Genomic DNA, 19,060 nt, shown 5'->3' on the forward strand with positions numbered 1-19,060 from the left:
GCGGAGCTTTCCCTATGCGCTGGATCAACACGAGGCCGAGCCGGGGCGCGCAGCTTGCCTTGACGCTGCTGCCCTTCGTGCTGCTGATCGTTGCCTACACGTTCGGCTCGGCGGCGCGGCTGGCGGAAAACGCCAACGACAAGCTGCTGCCCGGTCTTGCCGGTTTTGCCGATGCGATCGACCGCCTGGCCTTCATCGCCGATCCGCGCACCGGTCAATATCTGCTCTGGTCCGATACGGGCGCGAGCCTCATCCGGCTGCTCGCCGGCCTCGGCATTTCGACCATCACGGCGCTCGTGATTGGCATGCTGATCGGCATGCTGCCTTATCTCCGGGCGCTGCTCTCCCCCTTCGTCGCCGTCATCTCGATGGTGCCGCCGCTGGCGCTGCTGCCGATCCTCTTCATTGCCATGGGGCTCGGAGAAGCCTCGAAGATTGCGCTGATCGTCATCGGCGTTGCGCCGACGATGATCCGCGACCTTGCGCTGAAGGCGCTGGAGCTGCCGCGCGAACAGATCGTCAAGGCTGAAACGCTCGGTGGTTCCTCCTGGCAGATCGGCCTTCGTGTGGTGCTGCCGCAGATCCTGCCGCGGCTGATCACTTGCCTCAGACTTCAGCTCGGCCCTGCCTGGCTGTTCCTGATCGCGGCCGAGGCGATCTCGTCGGATTCCGGTCTCGGCTACCGCATCTTCCTCGTCCGCCGCTATCTCTCGATGGACATCATCTTTCCCTATGTCGTCTGGATCACGCTGCTCGCTGTGATCATGAATTATATCCTCGATCGCATCCGCATTGCTGTCTTCCCCTGGTCTGAGCTGGAGAAGCAGGCATGAGCGAGCTGGTGATCGAAAAGGTCTGGAAGGAATATGGCGACCAGATCGTCCTCGAAGATGTGTCGCTGACCGTCGCTTCGCGCGCCTTCGTCGCCCTTGTCGGCCCGTCCGGCTGCGGCAAGTCGACGTTCCTGCGCATGCTGCTCGGCCAGGAGCGGCCGACGCGAGGAACGATCCTGCTCGACGGGCAAGCCCTACCCCAGGAGCCGGGGCCGGATCGCGGCGTCGTCTTCCAGCGCTACTCCGTCTTCCCGCATCTGACCGTCCTCGGAAACGTGCTGCTCGGGCGGGAACTCTCGGCGTCCCGTTACAAGGCCAAGCTTTTCGGCGCCGCCCGCCGCGACGCCATCGACGAAGCCCGGCGGCTGATTGCCGAAGTCGGCCTTTCCGGCGCCGAGGACAAATATCCGGCGCAACTATCAGGCGGCATGCAGCAGCGCCTGGCGCTGGCGCAGGCCCTGATCATGGAGCCGAAAGTGCTGCTGCTCGACGAGCCTTTCGGCGCGCTCGACCCCGGCATCCGCGCCGAAATCCACACCTTGATGAAGCGCCTCTGGCACGAAACGCAGATGACCGTCGTCATGGTGACGCACGACATGCGGGAGGCCTTCACGCTGGCAACGCGCGTCGTCGCCTTCGAGCGCAAGCGCGACCGCCCGGAGGAAAAGGAGCGCTATGGCGCGACGATCACCAAGGACATTTCCATCTGGCCGCCCAGGCTTGCCGGCGCGCCCTCCATCTTCAGCCCCGACCGGGACGGCCCGGTCATTTCTCTGGGCCTTTGCCGGGACGACCTGGCTTCCAGTCCGTCAGGAGAAAAACCATGATGCATGTCAGACGTTCGCCCGAAGAAATTGCCGCCAACCGGCAGCGCTACGAGGAACATCAGAAGAGGGGGCTGGAATTTGCCCCAAAGGCCCTGCCGGCGCCGAGCCCCCTTCCCGCCCCCGCCATCGATGCGGCTGCGATCATCCATCAGGAAACCATCCCCGGCGGCTGGTACTGGTCGACCGCGCTGAAGCGCGGCGAGGCTCTCCGCATCGATCAGGGCGAAGGCGGATCGACCGTGGCGCTCGTCGCCTGGAACTCTGCCGACACCAGCGAACGGCTCAATCTCGTCGATACGGTCAAGGTGCAGTGGACAACCGCCCTCGGCAAGGGCCGCGTCATCTTCTCGGATATGGGCCGGGTGATGTTTTCGCTGATCGAGGATAGTTCCGGCGCCCATGACTGCCTGATGGGCGGCTCGACGGCAGCTTCGAACGCTGCAAAATATCCTGGCGTCAAGACCCGCAACACCCGCGACAATTTCGTGCTCGTCGCCGGCAAGCTCGGCCTCACCAGGCGCGATATCCCTGGGATTCTCAATCTCTTCGCTCCCGTCCGCGTCGATGATGACGGTGGCTTCCACTGGCGCGGCAAGCTTTCCAACAGCGGTGATTATGCCGAGCTGCGCGCCGAGATGGACATGATCGTCGGCCTCTCGAATTGCCCGCATCCGCTCGATCCCGACCCGGTCTATGCGCCGAAGCCGGTGATCGTCACGCGCTTTCGTGCGCCTGCGCCTGCAGCCGACGACCTCTCGCACACGGCAACCGCCGAAGCCCTTCGCGGCTTCGAGAACAACGCTTCGATGCTGGCCTGAGGGGGATGACGATGACCGATTTCACCAAGACTTCAGCTTCGCGCAGCCTCAAAAACGCCGTGCAGGACCATTTCATCCCGGCCGAAGCGCCGTGGTCCGGCATCGTGCGCAAGGGCCAGACCATCCGCATCGAGGACAGCTACGGCCAGCAGGCAATCGATACGCTATTTTATCGCGCCGATGACTTTGCCGAGCGTTATTCCAACCAGGATACGATGCGGGCGCAAGGTGGCGCCTATATCGGCACCGGCACGAAGATCATCTCGAACGAAGGCAACGTCATGCTTGTCATGACGGCCGACAGCTGCGGCCGGCACGATACATCAGCCGGCGCCTGCTCCTGCGAAAGCAACACGGTGCGTTTCGGCCACGGCACGAAATACCTGCATGCCTGCCGCGACAATTTCGTGATCGAGGTGACCAAGCACGGCATGAGCAAGCGCGACATCGTGCCGAACATCAATTTCTTCATGAACGTGCCGATCAAGCCGAACGGCGAGATGACCATTGTCGACGGCATTTCCGCGCCGGGCGACTACGTCGAGCTGATGGCGGAGATGGACGTTCTCTGCGTCATCTCCAACTGCCCGCAGATCAACAATCCCTGTAACGGCTTCGATCCGACGCCGATCCGGGTGCTGATCTGGGACGGCGAGGACTGATCGATGTTCACCAAGGTCCTTATCGCCAATCGCGGCGAAATCGCCATTCGGGTTATCCGGACATTGAAGAGGATGGGCATCGCCTCGGTCGCCGTCTACTCCGATGCCGATCGCTTCTCGATGCCGGCGCTGACCGCCGACGAGGCCGTCCGCCTCGGTCCGGCGCCCGCTGCGGAAAGCTACTTGAACGTCGATGCCGTCATCGCCGCCTGCAAGGCGACGGGCGCTGAGGCCGTTCACCCAGGTTACGGCTTCCTGTCGGAGAATATCGGCTTTGCCGAGCGGCTCGCCGCCGAGGGTATCGCCTTCATCGGCCCGCGGCCGAAACATCTCTCGGCCTTCGGCCTGAAGCACACGGCGCGCGAACTGGCGAAAGCGAGCGGCGTGCCGCTGCTGCCCGGCACCGATCTCTTGCAAAGCGTCGAAGAGGCGCTTTCGGCCGCAGAAACCGTCGGTTATCCCGTCATGCTGAAGAGCACGGCTGGCGGCGGCGGGATCGGCATGCAGCTCTGCGCCGATGCAGCAGGCCTCACGGCCTCCTTTGAAAGCGTGCAGCGCACCGCGCGCGCCAGCTTCGGCGATGCGCGCGTCTATATCGAGCGCTTCGTTGCCGAAGCGCGCCATGTCGAGGTGCAGATCTTCGGCGACGGCAAGGGTGGAGTGATTGCGCTCGGCGAACGCGACTGCTCGCTGCAGCGGCGAAACCAGAAAGTGGTCGAGGAGACCCCTGCCCCTGGCCTTTCCGCGGAGATACGGGCGCGGCTGCACAAGGCGGCTGTCGATTTGGGACGCTCGGTCTCTTATGAATCGGCCGGCACCGTCGAATTCATCTATGATCCCCAGCGCGAGGAATTCTATTTCCTTGAGGTCAATACCCGCCTTCAGGTCGAGCATCCTGTCACGGAAGCCGTTTTCGGCATCGACATCGTCGAATGGATGATCCGGCAGGCGGCCGGCGAGGACGTGCTCTCGGGGGCTAGGGGCCTGACGCCGAAGGGTGCGGCGATCGAGGTGCGTGTTTATGCCGAGATGCCGCATGCCGATTTCCGCCCGAGTGCCGGCCTGCTGACCGAGGTCGTCTTCCCTGACAATGCTCGCGTCGACGGCTGGATCGAGACGGGAACCGAGGTGACGCCCTTCTACGATCCGATGCTTGCCAAGCTGATTGTGGCGGCGAAAGACCGGCCGGCAGCAATCGAGAAGCTGAAGGCAGCACTTGCCGAAACCTCGATATCGGGCATCGAGACCAATCTCGATTATTTGAGAACTATCGCCGCTTCCGAATTGCTTGCCGGCGCCAAGGTGGCGACGACGGCGCTACGCGACTTCGCCTTCATTCCGGATGTCGTCGAGATTCTCGCGCCTGGCGCGCAGTCAAGCATCCAGGAACTGCCGGGCCGGCTCGGCCTCTGGCATGTCGGCGTGCCGCCAAGCGGTCCGATGGACGAACGCTCCTTCCGCCATGCCAACCGGCTGGTCGGCAATGCCGACGTGACGGCTGCGCTCGAACTGACGGTTTCCGGCCCGACATTGCGGTTTTATGCCGACCAGACGATCGCGCTTGCCGGCGCCCGGATGGCGATGACATGCGACGGCATAAAGTTGCCGCACGATGCGCCAGTACTGATCCGCGCCGGTCAGGTTCTGTCGATTGGTACGATCGAAGGACCAGGACAGCGGGCCTACCTCGCCGTCGCCGGCGGTTTTGCCGCACCCGTTGTGCTCGGTTCACGCGCGACCTTCGGCCTCGGCCAGTTCGGCGGCAACGCCACCGGTACGCTGAAGACGGGACATGTGCTGCATTTTGCCCGCCACGTGCCGACCGAACCGGTGATACCCGCGACGGAGCCCGCCGCCTTGACGCGCGAATGGGATGTCGGCGTGCTCTACGGCCCGCACGGCGCGCCAGATTTCTTCGAGGATAACGATATCGAGACGCTGTTCTCGACGGCCTACGAAGTGCATTTCAACAGCGCCCGCACCGGTGTGCGGCTCATTGGTCCGGCCCCGGTTTGGGCGCGCAGCGACGGCGGCGAGGCGGGGCTGCACCCCTCCAACCTGCACGACAATGCCTATGCGATCGGGGCGATCGATTTCACCGGCGACATGCCGATTATTCTCGGTCCTGACGGTCCGAGCCTTGGCGGCTTCGTCTGCCCGGTGGTGATTGCCCGCGACGAGCAGTGGAAGATGGGCCAGTTCAAGCCCGGCGACCGCATCCGTTTTCATGCAGTCGTGCGGCCGGAAGACCCGGTCGCTGGTCCAGCGGTACGGCGGGTCGCGGAAGAGACGGGTTCGCCGATCGTCGGCACCAGCGAGGACGGACCGGTTGCGGTCGTCTATCGCCGCCAGGGCGACGACAACCTGCTCGTCGAATACGGGCCGATGACGCTTGATATCGCGCTTCGGCTGCGGGTGCATCTGCTGATGCAGGCGGTCATCGAGGCTCGCCTTCCCGGCATCGTCGACCTTACCCCCGGCATCCGTTCCCTGCAGATCCATTATGACGGCACGCAGTTGACGCGCCGGCGCCTGCTGGGGCTGCTCTGCGAGATCGAGGCGACGCTTCCGGCAGCCCAGGAGGTCACGGTGCCGAGCCGCATCGTGCATCTGCCGCTGTCCTGGAACGATCCGGATGCGGAACTTGCCATGCGCAAATATCAGGAGCTGGTGCGCCCGAATGCGCCCTGGTGCCCGTCGAATATCGAGTTCATCCGCCGCATCAACGGTCTTCCCGACGAACAGGCGGTCCGCGATATCGTCTTTGATGCCAGCTACCTCGTGCTGGGACTCGGCGATGTCTATCTCGGCGCGCCGGTTGCGACCCCGACCGATCCGCGCCACCGTCTCGTAACGACGAAATACAATCCCGCCCGCACCTGGACGCCGGAAAATGCGGTCGGCATCGGCGGCGCCTATATGTGCATCTATGGCATGGAAGGACCGGGCGGCTACCAGCTCTTTGGCCGCACTATTCAGGTCTGGAACACTTGGCGGGAGACGCCGGCCTTTGCCAAGGGAAAACCTTGGCTGCTGAACTTCTTCGACCAGATCCGTTTCTTCCCTGTTAGTAATCAGGAATTGACGGAGGCGCGCGCCGCCTTCCCGCATGGCGGCTATCCGATCAGGATCGAGGAAACGGAATTCTCCTATGCCGCCTATGAGAGGGAATTGCAGGCTAACGCGGCGTCGATCGGCCGTTTCAAGGCAACACAGCAGGCCGCCTTCGATACTGAGCGCCAGCGCTGGGAGGAAGCCGGGCTCGACAGCTTCGTCACCGACGAAGGCACGGGCGAAAGTCCGGATGGGGATATTCCCGACGGCTGCTTCGGGGTTGCCAGCGCCGTGCCCGGCAATATCTGGAAATTGCTGGTCGAGCCGGGTGCCTCGGTTGCGGCCGGCGATACACTTGCCATCATCGAATCGATGAAAATGGAAATCAACGTCACCGCCCATGCGGCAGGCCGCGTCCGCGATCTGCGCGCTGGCCCGGGAAGAAACGTCAAAGCCGGCGATATCATCGTCGTTCTGGAGGAATGCTGACATGCTGCCGACGATCCTCGATCTCTCAAGCCTTCGCGCCGCCTATCAATCCGGCCTGACGCCGCTCGACGCCATCGAAGAGGTGATCGCGCGGCGTGCCGTCTCGAAAGATCCGGCAATCTTCATCACGCCGGTGCCGGACGAGGAGCTGCGCGCTGCCGCAAAAGCCCTGATGGCACGCGCGCCTGAGGCAAACAGTCTGCCGCTCTGGGGGGTTCCCTTCGCCGTGAAAGACAATATCGATGCCACCGGCCTGCCGACGACCGCGGCCTGCCCGGCCTATGCGTATCGGCCGGAGGCGGACTCCACCGTCGTTGCCCGTTTGAAGGCGGCCGGCGCCATCATCATCGGCAAGACCAATCTCGACCAGTTTGCAACCGGCCTCAACGGCACGCGCTCGCCCTATGGCGCGCCGCGTTCGGTCTTCGATGCGGCCTATATCTCCGGCGGTTCGAGTTCCGGATCGGCGGTCACGGTCGCCTCCGGCCTCGCGGCCTTCGCGCTCGGCACCGATACGGCGGGCTCCGGCCGCGTGCCGGCCGCCTTCAATAATCTGGTCGGCATCAAGCCGACGCCGGGTCTCTTGCCGAATACCGGCGCCATACCGGCCTGCAAGAGCGTCGACTGCATCACGATCTTCGCCGCTACCGTCGGCGACGGCGTCGCGATCCGCAAGGTCGCCGAAGGCTTCGATGCCGCCGATGCTTTCTCGCGTCGCGCCAAACCGGCGAACCTGCCGGTGTCGGGCTTGCGCATCGGCGTCCTGACCGATGCCGAGCGGGAGTTCTTCGGCGACAAGGAGGTGGAGGCGCTCTACGATCAGGCGATCGAGCGGGCCAGAGCACTCGGCGCAACCATCGTGCCGTTCGACTACGCGCCATTCCGCGAGGCCGCCGCCCTTCTCTATGACGGGCCGTGGGTCGCCGAACGCCTGGCGGCGGTCGAGACCTTCCTCGCAACGAACGCGGCCGATTTCGACCCGACGGTGCGGGGGATTATCGAAGGCGCCAAGGGCAAGACCGCGGTCGAGGCTTTTAACGGCCGATACCGGCTGGAGGAGTTGCGCCGCAAGACCGAGGCCGAATGGGAAAAGGCCGACGTGCTTCTGCTACCGACCGCACCGACCACCTACACCGTTGCGGACATGCTGGCCAATCCCGTCGTGCTCAACGGCCGCCTCGGCCGCTACACCAATTTCGTCAACCTGCTCGATTGCGCAGCGATCGCCGTTCCGGCCGGTTTCGGCAAAGACGGCCTGCCGGGTGGCGTCACCGTCATCGCGCCCGCCTTCACCGACGATGCGCTGGCCCCACTTGCCGATGCGCTGCACCGCGCGGCAGGTTCCGGCATGGGCATCGATCGGCAGGCGGCGATCCCCGAAGCAAGTCGTGTCGTGCCTGGCGATGACGGTTTCATCGAAATCGCGGTCGTCGGTGCGCATCTGACCGGCATGCCGCTCAATCACGAACTGGCAGGCTCGGGCGGGCGTCTGGTCAAGACCTGCCGCACGGCCAGCGATTATCGCCTCTTCGTTCTGCCCAATACCACACCAGCGAAACCGGGGCTGCTGCGCGAACCCGGCCATAAGGGTCAGGGGCTGGAGGTCGAGGTCTGGGCACTGCCGGCCGATGCTTTCGGCAGGTTCGTCCAGAAGATTCCGGCACCCCTCGGCATCGGTAAGCTCACGCTCGAAGACGGTTCCAGCGTCTCCGGCTTCGTCTGCGAGGCCCATGCGGTGAAAGGTGCCGAGGAAATCACCGCGCTTGGCGGCTGGCGCAACTATATCAGCGCCAAGCTGGCGAGCTGAGGAGAGCCTTGCATGGCGGCAAAGCTCATCCGGCGCCTGATCGATCTGCTGCAGGACGGTCTGATCGCCCGCAGCGAAGCGATCGGCGGCGCCGGCGTCAGCCCTGGCGGCTCTGAGAGCGTTCGGCAAGCTCGACGATGATGCCGTCGGGATCGCGAACGAAGGCGATCTTGTTCAGCATCTCGGAGTGGACGGCGAAGCGCGGCCGCTCCTTGATCTCGACGCCCGCCTGTTCAAGGCGGGCGAAGGCCTCGTCGACACTGTCGAAATGAAAGGTGAGGTGGCGGACGCCGGCCGTATCGTCAGGCACGTCGACCGCTCTCGACGCGCCGCCGGGCGGCGCAAAGACCTCCAGCATGCCGCCGCCTGCATCGAGGAACGCGACCTGCATGCCATTCGCCATCGTCTTGCGCAGCACGAGGCTGAGGCCGAGCAGGCCACAGTAGAAATCGACGGTGCGGTCCATGTCGCTGACCGTCATGCCGACATGCTCGAAGGATTTCAGCATCGGAGCGCCCTTCCCGATTCAGACGGTGGCCGCAGCACGCCATTCCCCTGCCGGCAGCCAGGAGCGATAGAGCGGATGATCGGCGGCGATCGGCATCGGCGTCGGTTGTCCGGTTCGCTGCGAGAAATAGGCGGCCGTTACCAGTTCCAGCGAATTGCGGGCATCCTGCAATGTCACCGGTGGGTCGGTGTCCTCGACGATCGCCTTGTGGAAGAGCTCGAACTGACGGGTGTAGCCATCCTCGCCAGGCACATAGGCGGCGAGCACTTCGTCGATCCGCGCCTGGTGTTCCTCTGTCCCGGCGACGAACGTCCACGGATCACGGCCCATCGTATAAGGTTCGATGATGCTTTCGGCGACGAGGTCATTGAAGCAGAAGCGCAACCGCGAGATCTCCTTGCGCGAGCCGAGCGTCATCGACAGCGTCGCCAGCGAGCCATTCCGCATCTTCACCGAAAGGGCTGCTGTATCCTCGACCTCGATCGGATTAACCAGCGTGGCGCCATAGGAAAACACCTCGGCGCAGGGACCGTGTACATAATTCAGCACGTCATGGGCGTGGATGGCGTGGCCGAGAAGGCCGCCGCCGAGTTCGCTCGCCCAGTTGCCGCGCCATGGCACGGCATAATAATCCGGGCCGCGCCACCAATGTGTCTCGATCGTCGTCAGGAACGGCTTGCCGGCCAGGCCGCGCTCGATCAGCAGTTTCAGTTTCTGCAGGCCGGAACCGTAACGATACTGGAAGATCGGCATCAGCTTCCTGCCGGGGTAACGATCGAGGATGCGCCCCATCTCGTCGACCTCGGCGATCGAGCCGAAGAGCGGCTTCTCGCAGATCACGTGTTTGCCGGATTCGATGCCCTTGCGGCAAAGTTCGAAATGCGAGCTCGGCGGCGTCGAAATGTCGATGATGTCGAGATCGTCACGGGCAAACAGCGCATCCGCATCCTGCGTGTATTCGCCAATGTCGTACTCCTCGCACAGCGCCCTGCCGCGTTCCTCGTCGAGCGAGCAGAGCACGGGGACTTCGAAAAGCTCCTTGTTCCAGCCGAAGCCGGCCAGATGCCGCGCAGCGATGCCTGCGCCGATGACACCGACGCGCAATTTTCTGGTCATGATATCCTCCTCAGCGAGCGCCGATGCGCGCGGCTTTCGCCTGGGCTTCGAGCGAAAGACGGCAGACTTCAAAAACGTGATCCTGGGTCATCGCCGTCTGTGTGCGGTTGCCGACGTCGGCGGTGAAAGCGTCGAAATAATCGAGCTTTTCGCCGCTGCAATCGATATGGGTCATTTCCTTGCCGTTGACCAGGAAGAGGTGATCCTTGCCTGGCCGGCCGGCAATATCGATATATTTGCGCAGTTCGATGTAGCCTTCGGTGCCGAGGATGGTCAGGCGCCCGTCACCCCAGGTCGGCAGCGCCTCCGGCGTGAACCAGTCGACACGGACATAGCCCGCCGCCTTGTCGGAGCGCAGAAGCACTTCGCCGAAATCCTCGAAGGCGGGCTTGTCGGGCATGCCGAAATTGCCGATCGAGCTGGCAATGACCTCGCCTGTGGTCGAGCCGGTATAGAACAGGAACTGGTCGACCTGGTGCGAAGCGATATCGACGATGATGCCGCCGAAGGCTTCGGGATCGAAGAACCAGTCCGGCCGGGTCGGCAGTTGAAGCCGGTGCGGGCCGACGCCGAGCGTCTGGATCACTTTGCCGATTGCGCCTTCGGCGACGAGCTTGCCGGCCTTGACCGCGGAGCGCACGCAGTGGCGCTCGGAAAAGCAGATCGAGAAGATCTTGCCGGTCTCGGCAACGGTCTTCTTGACGTCCTCAAGCTGGGCGAAGGTCGTCACGCCGGGCTTGTCGGTCATCACGTCCTTGCCGGCCTTCATCGCACGGATGGCGAGACCGGCGCGATCGCGCGGGATCGCCGAGATGCAGATGGCGTCGATCGACGGATCGTCGAACAGCTTTTCCCGGTCGATCTGCGGCGCGTCGGGATAGGTCTTCTCGAAGGCCTCGCGCAATGCCGGCACCGAGGTCTGCGGGCAATAGCCGACAAACTCGCCGCCTGCGGCCAGCAATCCCTTCACGTGATCGAACGTATGCCCATGGTCGATTCCGACGACGGCAAATCTCAACATCGCTGCAATATCCTCCTGGGATTTTCGTGTGGCCGCCTGACGACAGCCTTCCTCCATGTTGGGCAAAACAGATAACGAAAGCCGGCTCCTGTCAAGGTGAGATGGAGGGCAAAATCGGCACGGCCTGTATATAAATATTTGAAATTTAACAGTAATTTTGTATCTAAATAGTTATTTTGTGGGCTTTTGCAATTGGATTCCCGAGGAAGACCGCCGCTTGACCCGATCAGGCGAAAGTCTTTTTCCCCGACGCATCTTGCCCCATCTCCATGAATGTGATCGATTTCGGCTGCCGCCGGGCTGGAGGGCGGCAACACCCCGCAATGTTTTGAAGAGCGCTCCCGCTCGCCTGTGACGGAAGATCACCATGTCTCAACCTCTGCTCGATGTCGCCACTTCGGATGGTCTTTTTGTCGGTCGTATCTGGAATCCCGAAGTGCAGGGACCGAGCATTGTGATGTTGCGCGAGGGTATGCTCGTCGACATCACGTCGCGCGAGGCGCCGACGCTGAGCGCCCTGCTCGAGCGGCAGGATGCCGCCGCCTTCGTCCGCGCCGCAAGTGGCAAGGCGGTTGGCTCGCTGGCGGACATCGCCGCCAACAGTACCGGAGCTCCGGATCAAACGCGCCCGTATCTCCTGGCGCCCGTCGACCTGCAGGCAGTCAAGGCCTGCGGCGTCACTTTCGCCCAGTCGATGATCGAGCGCGTCATCGAGGAGAAGGCGGCCGGCAGTCCGGAACGCGCCGCCTCGATCCGTGAGCGGGTCAGCACGCTGATCGGCGGCAGCCTCACCAATCTGAAGGCCGGTTCGCCGGAGGCGGCCAAGGTCAAGCAGGCGCTGATCGACGAAGGCATGTGGTCGCAATATCTCGAGGTCGGTATCGGGCCGGACGCCGAAGTCTTCACCAAGGCGCCGGTGCTCTCCTCCGTCGGCTGGGGTGCCGATGTCGGCCTGCATCCGATCTCGACCTGGAACAATCCCGAGCCGGAAGTCGTGCTCGCGGTCAATAGCCGCGGCGAAATCAAGGGCGCGACGCTCGGCAACGACGTCAATCTGCGCGACGTCGAGGGCCGCTCGGCACTGTTGCTCGGCAAGGCCAAGGATAACAACGCCTCCTGCTCGATCGGTCCTTTCATCCGCCTGTTCGATGCCGATTACAGCCTGGATGATGTACGCAAGGCCGAACTCGACCTAAAAGTTACCGGCCAGGACGGTTTCGTGCTGCATGGCAAGAGTTCGATGTCACAGATCAGCCGCGACCCGACCGATCTCGTCAAGCAGACGGTCGGCGCCCATCATCAATATCCTGACGGTTTCATGCTTTTCCTCGGCACGTTGTTTGCGCCGACGCAGGACCGCGACGCGCCGAAGCAAGGCTTCACCCACAAGATCGGCGATGTCGTCGAGATTTCCTCGGCAGGCCTCGGCGCCCTCGTCAACACCGTGCGCCTTTCCACCGAATGCCCGCCCTGGACCTTCGGCATTTCGGCGCTGATGAGCAATCTGGCAAAGCGCGGACTGCTCTAAACTACTGGTTTCGCCGCCTGCCCTGCAGCAGATCGAGGACGGAGTTTGCCGCCTCGAGAACGTTCGTTCCCGGGCCGAACACGGCTGCAACGCCGTGTTCATGCAGAAATTCATAGTCCTGACGCGGGATGACACCGCCGCAGACGACAATGATATCACCACCGCCCTGTTCCCTCAGCCTGTCGATCAGCTGTGGTAGCAACGTCCTGTGACCGGCCGCCAATGACGAGACGCCGACGACATTGACCTTTTCGCTGAGCGCGACGCCGGCGGCTTCCTCCGGTGTCTGGAAGAGAGGACCGGCGAGCACATCGAAGCCGATATCGCCGAAGGCCGAGGCGATCACCTTGGCGCCTCGGTCGTGTCCGTCCTGACCGAGCTTGGCGACCATGATCTTCGGCCGGTGCCCCATGGCTTCCGTCACCTCCGTCATACGAGTCTTGAGCACGGCGAGTTCCGGCTCATTTTCATACGCCTGGCCATAGACGCCCTTGATCACCACAGGCGTGGCGGCATGGTCGCCGAAGGCATCGCGCATCGCATCCGATATCTCGCCGACCGTGGCGCGGGCCCGCGCGGCCTCAATGGCGGCTTCCAGCAGGTTGCCCTTGCCGCTCTGTGCGATCTCGGCCAGGGCCGCCAGGGTCTCGCGCACGGTTCCGCCATCGCGGCGCCGCTTGGTTTCCTCGATACGTCTGATTTGCGCTTTGCGCACCGCGCTATTGTCGATCTCCAGAATGTCGATCGGCTGCTCGTTGTCCAGCCTGTAGCGGTTGACGCCGACGATGACCTCTTCGCCCTTGTCGACGGCTGCCTGGCGGCGCGCGGCCGCTTCCTCGATCAACCGTTTCGGTAGGCCGTCATTGACGGCCTTCGTCATGCCGCCGAGCGCTTCCACCTCCTCGATCAGCGCCCAGGCTTTGTCGGCAAGCTCCTTCGTCAGGCTCTCGAGGTAATAGGAGCCTGCCAGCGGATCGACCACCTTGGTGACGCCGGTTTCGTGGCTCAGGATCAGCTGCGTATTGCGGGCGATGCGCGCGGAAAATTCCGACGGCAGCGCGATTGCCTCGTCGAAGGAGTTGGTATGCAGCGACTGCGTGCCGCCGAGCACGGCCGACATCGCCTCGAAAGCGGTGCGGATGATGTTGTTATAAGGATCCTGTTCCTGCAACGAGACGCCGGAGGTTTGGCAATGGGTGCGCAGCATCAACGACGAGGCCTTCTTCGGCTGGAACTCCTCCATGATGCGGGTCCAAAGCAGGCGGGCGGCGCGAAGCTTTGCCGCCTCCATGAAGAAGTTCATGCCGATCGCGAAGAAGAAGGAGAGCCTGCCGGCGAAATCATCGACATTGAGGCCCTTGGCGATCGCCGCCCTGACATATTCGCGACCGTCGGCCAGCGTAAAGGCGAGTTCCTGCACCAGCGTCGCGCCGGCCTCCTGCATGTGATAGCCGGAGATCGAGATCGAGTTGAATTTCGGCATTTCCCTTGCGGTATATTCGATGATGTCGGCAACGATCCGCATCGATGGTTCGGGCGGATAGATATAGGTGTTGCGGACCATGAACTCCTTGAGGATGTCGTTCTGGATGGTCCCCGAGAGCTCGGCGCGTGAAACGCCCTGCTCCTCGCCGGCCACGATGAAGGAGGCGAGGATCGGGATGACGGCGCCGTTCATGGTCATCGACACCGACATTTCGCCGAGCGGAATGCCGTTGAACAGGATCTTCATGTCCTCGACGCTGTCGATTGCCACACCCGCCTTACCGACATCGCCCTCGACGCGCGGATGATCGCTGTCATAACCGCGGTGGGTGGCAAGATCGAAGGCGACCGACAGGCCCTTCTGGCCGGCGGCGAGATTGCGGCGATAGAAGGCGTTCGATTCCTCTGCCGTCGAGAATCCTGCATATTGGCGGATCGTCCAGGGCCGGCCGGCATACATCGTCGCGCGCGGGCCGCGGGTGAAAGGCGAAAAGCCGGGAAGCGAACCAAGGTGCCCGGCGCCATCGAGATCCTCGGCCGTATAGAGCGGCTTGACGGCAATGCCTTCCGGTGTCTGCCAGGTCAGCGTTTCGGGCGAGGTGCGCAGTTCCTTTTGCGCAAGCTCCGTCCAATCCGACAGCGTCTTCTTCGTCATGCGTTTCCTCCGGCTTTTTTCATCCCCACCCTACCATTTCACAGGCTCCTCATGCGATAGAGCCCGAAGAGGATGATTTTAGGCCGAGCCGGCCTAAAATCTGAATCCTGTTCTACATTATATAGTTAGAGCATGATGTCGTCCGAAAACCGCTCACCGTTTCGGCATCATGCTCCAGGATAATTAATGCGGCAAATCCTTGATTTCTATTGCCGGCTTTGGGAACCGCCTCATGAAGACCATGCAGATCTATGCCTTCGACATGAACTGCGTCGGGCATATCAACCACGGTCTGTGGACGCATCCGCGCGACCGCTCAGCGCATTATACCGATCTCGACTACTGGACGGAGTTTGCCACGACCGCCGAACGCGGCAAGCTGGACGGCATCTTCCTGGCCGACATCGTCGGTGTCTACGATGTCTACAAGGGTAGCCCGTCGCCTGTCATCGAGACGGGCGCGCAGATCCCGGTCAATGATCCGATGATCCCGATTTCGGCGATGGCCTATGTCACCAAACATCTGGGTTTCGGCGTCACCGTCAACACGACCTATGAGCCACCCTTCCTGCTGGCGCGGCGGATGTCGACGCTCGACCACCTGACCAAGGGACGGATCGGCTGGAACATCGTCACCGGTTATCTCGACAGTGCCGCCCGCAGCATGGGTTTCGACAAGCTGCCGGAACATGATGCGCGTTACGACGCAGCCGAAGAATATCTCGAGATCCTCTACAAGCTCTGGGAAGGGAGCTGGGACGACGATGCGGTGCTGCGCGACAAGGCGGGCGGCGTCTTTGCCGATCCCTCCAAAGTGCGCTCTGTTCGTCACGACGGCAAATATTACCGGATGGAGGGCATTCATCTTTCCGAGCCATCGCCGCAGCGCACGCCCCTGCTCTTCCAGGCCGGCGCCTCGGCACGCGGGCAGGATTTCGCTGCACGCCACGCCGAATGCGTCTTCATTGCCGGGCCGAATCCCAGGGCGGCCAAGCCGACCGTCGATGCGCTGCGGGCGAAGGCGGAGGAATTCGGCCGCGGCGCCGACGCATTGAAGATCCTGAGCCTGATCACCATCGTCGTCGGCCGGACGGAGAAGGAAGCACGGGACAGACTGGAGGATTATCGCCGTCATGCGAGCGTCGAGGCTTCGCTTGCGCACTACTCCGCTTCGACAGGCATCGACTTTTCCAAGTATGGATTGGACGACGTCATCGACCAGAGTTCGACCAACGCCAATCAGTCCGCACTTGCGGCCATCACGAAACAGGCGCCAAAGCCGGTGACGCTGCGTGACATCATCGACCAGATGGTGCTCGGCAGCCGGATGAAGCCGATGGTGGGTTCGCCGGAACAGATCGCCGATCGTCTCGCGACATGGATAGAAGAGGGTGGCATCGACGGCTTCAATCTGGCGCGGACAGTGGCGCCGGAAAGCCTGCGCGATTTCGTCGAGCTGGTGGTGCCGGTGCTGCAGGAGCGCGGCGTCTTCAAGACGGACTATGCTGCAGGATCCTTGCGGCAGAAGCTTTTCGGCGGCGGGAACGGCAGGTTGCCCGCCGCTCACCCCGCCGCCCAGTTCCGGCGCTGACTTATCGGTGGTCCAGCCCGGCGACGAGCCGGTCGCCAAGCCACTGGATGCTGCAGACGAGCACGATGAGGACGGCCACCACCGCGATCATCACACTGGTTTCGAAACGCTGATAGCCATAGCGGATGGCGAGATCGCCGAGGCCGCCAGCGCCGATCGCGCCGGCCATGGCCGAGGCGCCGATCAGCGTTACCAGCGTGACGGTGAAACCGGCGACGATGCCCGGCAGCGCTTCAGGCACCAGCACCTCTCGGATGATCGTCCAGCGGTTGCCGCCCATGGCGCGCACGGCGTCGATCAGCCCGCGGTCGACCTCGCGCAGCGATACTTCGGCGATGCGGGCGTAGTAGGGCGTTGCAGCGATGGCGAGCGGCACGATGGCCGCCCAGGTGCCGAGCGCGGTGCCGACGATCAGCCGCGTCAGCGGGATCAGCGCCACCAGCAGGATGATGAAGGGTATCGAGCGAAAGCCGTTGATGACTGCGCCGAGCACGCGATTGATCCAGATGTTTTCGGCGATGCCGCCGCGCGCCGTCGCAACCAGGGCCAGGCCGAGCGGCAGGCCGGCGACGAGCGAGATCAATCCCGAGGCGAGGGTCATCAGGATCGTCTCCCAAAGGGAGCGAACAAGCAGTTCAAGCATGATCGGTGTCACAACCAAGCACCTCCACCCGGGCGGACCGGGCCGTCAGGAATTGTTCGACCTTTCCGGCAAGCGCGGGGTCGCGCGCGGGAACGGCGATGAAGAACCGCGCCACCGGCTGGTTCTGGATATGGTCGATGCCGCCATGGACGAGGCGGAAGGAATGCGGCAATGCTGCCGAGAGTTCGGCAAACAGCGCGCCCTGCGCCTGTGGCCCGGCGAGATCGACGCTGAGGATCGCTTCGCTGCCCGCCGTCGCCGACAGCCGGCCGGCGATATGCTCAGGAAGCTGCGGGCGGATGCCGCCGAGCAGGCTCCCGGTGATCTCAGCCTGCGGATTGGCGAAGACCGACCAGACCTGCCCTTCCTCGACGATCCTCCCGGCATCGATGACCGCGACGCGATCGGCAATGCCGCGTACCACTTCCATCTCGTGGGTGATGAGCAGAATGGTCAGTCCGAGCTTACGGTTTATGTCCTTCAGCAACGCCAGGATCGACCGGGTCGTTTCCGGATCGAGCGCCGATGTTGCCTCGTCGGACAACAGCAGTGCCGGGCGTGCCGCCAGCGCCCGGGCGATGCCGACGCGTTGTTTCTGGCCGCCGGATAGCGATGCGGGATAGGCCTTCGCCTTGTCTGCAAGGCCAACGAGTTCGAGCAGCTCATGCGCCCGTTTCAGGCGCTCGCTCTTTGCAAGACCCTCGATCTTCAGAGGCAGTGCGACGTTTTCCTCGACGGTTTTGGCAGAAAGCAGATTGAAATGCTGGAAGATCATGCCGATGCGGCGGCGCAGTGGCTGCAATTCCTGTTCTGAAAGTTCGGTGATGTCTCGGCCTTCGATGAGGATCTCGCCGCTATCGGCGCGCTCCAGGCCGTTCAGGCAGCGGATCAACGTCGATTTGCCGGCACCGCTGCGACCGATGATGCCGAGGATCTCGCCTCTCTTCACCGTCAGCGAAATACCGTCGAGGGCTGCAGTGGCTCCGAACCGCCGCTTCACGTCGGTCAGTCTCACCACCTCTTCGGAAGCCGCCGCTTGCGACTGTGCTTCGATCACCGTGGTGGAAACAAGGGAATTCATGTGGTTTTCCTTACAAACACTGAAGGCGGTCCGGGCAGAGAACGCCCGGACCGCCTCTCGGCAGGCCTTAACCCCAGCCCTGCCTTTGATCAATAGGCGCTGAGACCGGTGCCCTTGTAGACCTTCTCGAATTCGGCCTTGACGGTGTCGTTCTGATAAGAAGACACAAGCGTCTTGACCCATTCGGCATCCTTGTTGTCGTCCTTGACGGCGATGAAGTTGCGGTACGGATTGTCGGCGACCGGCTCCTGGGCAATGCGTTCGGCCGGTGAAAGACCGCTCTTCAGCGCCCAGTCGGTGTTGACGATACCGGCATCCAGATCGTCGATCGAACGACCGACGATGCCGGCGTCGAGTTCCTTGATCTCGATCTTCTTCGGATTGTCGGTGACGTCGGCGACGGTTGCGAGAATTCCGGTGCCCTCCTTCAGTTTAATCAAGCCTTCGCTCTGGAGAACGCGCAGCGCACGGCCTTCGTTCGAGGGATCGTTCGGCACGCCGATGACGGCACCTTCCGGGATCTCTGCGACGGACTTGTATTTCTTGCTGTAAAGGCCGATCGGCCAGACCCCGGTATAACCGACGCGAACGATGTGATAGCCGTGCTGCTGGATCTGGTTGTCGAGATAGGGCTGGTGCTGGAAGGCGTTGGCATCGATTTCGCCGCGCTCCAGCGCTTCATTCGGCTGGGTGTAGTCGTTGAAGATGACGGTCTCGATCTTGAGACCCTTCTTGCCCGCTTCGCTCGCGACCACGCGCCAGATATCCTCCTCCTCGCCGGCCATGATGCCGACCTTGATCGACTTATCCTCGGCAAAGGAAGGAGCGGGAGCGGCAAAGGAAAAGACTGCGGCCACCGAAACGGCGACGGCGGCAAGAGCCGCCCGGCGCGAAAGGTGGAAGCCGTAAAGATTTTTGTTCTTGGTCATTGTATATCCCGTC

At 62.9% G+C, this 19,060-nt stretch carries 15 protein-coding genes; 8 read left to right on the plus strand and 7 right to left on the minus strand.

All coding sequences use genetic code 11. The annotated features are described in order from the left end of the window. Positions 1-14 precede the first annotated feature (14 nt). From V8P77_RS22640 to atzF, 6 genes are read left to right on the plus strand one after another with little or no spacing between them, the layout of a single operon-like run. Positions 15-833 carry an ABC transporter permease gene (locus V8P77_RS22640; protein WP_128440153.1) on the plus strand — a complete coding sequence of 273 codons (819 nt, stop codon included), beginning with the start codon at positions 15-17 and terminating at the stop codon, positions 831-833. After that, positions 830-1,660 (plus strand): ABC transporter ATP-binding protein, encoded by an 831-nt coding sequence (locus tag V8P77_RS22645; protein WP_335914353.1) that lies wholly within the window; start codon positions 830-832, stop codon positions 1,658-1,660. Before V8P77_RS22640 ends, V8P77_RS22645 begins: the two co-directional genes overlap by 4 nt. Continuing rightward, positions 1,657-2,478 (plus strand): urea amidolyase associated protein UAAP1, encoded by an 822-nt coding sequence (locus V8P77_RS22650; protein WP_335914354.1) that lies wholly within the window; start codon positions 1,657-1,659, stop codon positions 2,476-2,478. Before V8P77_RS22645 ends, V8P77_RS22650 begins: the two co-directional genes overlap by 4 nt. Positions 2,479-2,489: 11 nt before the next feature. Beyond that, positions 2,490-3,140, plus strand: coding sequence for an urea amidolyase associated protein UAAP2 (locus V8P77_RS22655; protein ID WP_335914355.1), 651 nt, complete (start codon positions 2,490-2,492; stop codon positions 3,138-3,140). Positions 3,141-3,143: 3 nt separating this feature from the next. Beyond that, on the plus strand, positions 3,144-6,683 hold the full coding sequence (gene uca / locus V8P77_RS22660; protein WP_335914356.1) for an urea carboxylase: 3,540 nt from the start codon (positions 3,144-3,146) through the stop codon (positions 6,681-6,683). A gap of 1 nt (position 6,684) precedes the next feature. Then, positions 6,685-8,490, plus strand: coding sequence for an allophanate hydrolase (atzF, locus tag V8P77_RS22665; protein WP_335914357.1), 1,806 nt, complete (start codon positions 6,685-6,687; stop codon positions 8,488-8,490). A 97-nt stretch (positions 8,491-8,587) separates the two neighbouring features. Here atzF and V8P77_RS22670 read toward each other — a convergent pair whose 3' ends face one another. The 3 genes from V8P77_RS22670 to V8P77_RS22680 are packed head-to-tail and all read right to left on the minus strand — an operon-like array spanning position 8,588 to position 11,135. Further along, complete coding sequence (locus V8P77_RS22670; protein WP_335914358.1) at positions 8,588-8,998, minus strand: VOC family protein; 411 nt, start codon at positions 8,996-8,998, stop codon at positions 8,588-8,590. A gap of 18 nt (positions 8,999-9,016) precedes the next feature. Further along, positions 9,017-10,114, minus strand: a complete 1,098-nt coding sequence (locus V8P77_RS22675) for a Gfo/Idh/MocA family protein (protein ID WP_335914359.1) — start codon at positions 10,112-10,114, stop codon at positions 9,017-9,019. A gap of 10 nt (positions 10,115-10,124) precedes the next feature. Continuing rightward, positions 10,125-11,135, minus strand: coding sequence for a Gfo/Idh/MocA family protein (locus V8P77_RS22680; protein ID WP_335914360.1), 1,011 nt, complete (start codon positions 11,133-11,135; stop codon positions 10,125-10,127). Positions 11,136-11,502: 367 nt separating this feature from the next. On the opposite strand from V8P77_RS22680, the gene V8P77_RS22685 reads away from it, so the two are divergent. Next, positions 11,503-12,663 carry a fumarylacetoacetate hydrolase family protein gene (locus V8P77_RS22685; RefSeq protein ID WP_335914361.1) on the plus strand — a complete coding sequence of 387 codons (1,161 nt, stop codon included), beginning with the start codon at positions 11,503-11,505 and terminating at the stop codon, positions 12,661-12,663. Between the two features lies 1 nt (position 12,664). Here V8P77_RS22685 and scpA read toward each other — a convergent pair whose 3' ends face one another. After that, a complete protein-coding gene (scpA, locus tag V8P77_RS22690) occupies positions 12,665-14,803 on the minus strand; it encodes a methylmalonyl-CoA mutase (protein WP_335914362.1) in 2,139 nt (712 codons plus the stop codon). 232 nt (positions 14,804-15,035) lie between these two features. On the opposite strand from scpA, the gene V8P77_RS22695 reads away from it, so the two are divergent. Continuing rightward, a complete protein-coding gene (locus V8P77_RS22695; protein ID WP_335914363.1) occupies positions 15,036-16,394 on the plus strand; it encodes an LLM class flavin-dependent oxidoreductase in 1,359 nt (452 codons plus the stop codon). A gap of 1 nt (position 16,395) precedes the next feature. Here the strand turns inward: V8P77_RS22695 and V8P77_RS22700 are convergent, their stop codons facing one another. From V8P77_RS22700 to V8P77_RS22710, 3 genes are all read right to left on the minus strand, one after another. Next, a complete protein-coding gene (locus V8P77_RS22700; protein WP_335914364.1) occupies positions 16,396-17,049 on the minus strand; it encodes a methionine ABC transporter permease in 654 nt (217 codons plus the stop codon). After that, the gene (locus V8P77_RS22705; protein ID WP_335914365.1) at positions 17,030-18,118 is read right to left on the minus strand and encodes a methionine ABC transporter ATP-binding protein; all 1,089 of its coding nucleotides are present in this window, start codon (positions 18,116-18,118) and stop codon (positions 17,030-17,032) included. The genes V8P77_RS22700 and V8P77_RS22705 overlap by 20 nt, the downstream gene beginning before the upstream one ends. An 89-nt stretch (positions 18,119-18,207) precedes the next feature. Continuing rightward, positions 18,208-19,047, minus strand: a complete 840-nt coding sequence (locus V8P77_RS22710) for a MetQ/NlpA family lipoprotein (protein WP_335914366.1) — start codon at positions 19,045-19,047, stop codon at positions 18,208-18,210. Between the last annotated feature and the right edge of the window lie 13 nt (positions 19,048-19,060).

Origin of the sequence: Rhizobium aouanii, from assembly GCF_037002925.1 — a bacterium.
GTDB classification, from domain to species: Bacteria; Pseudomonadota; Alphaproteobacteria; order Rhizobiales; family Rhizobiaceae; genus Rhizobium; species Rhizobium aouanii.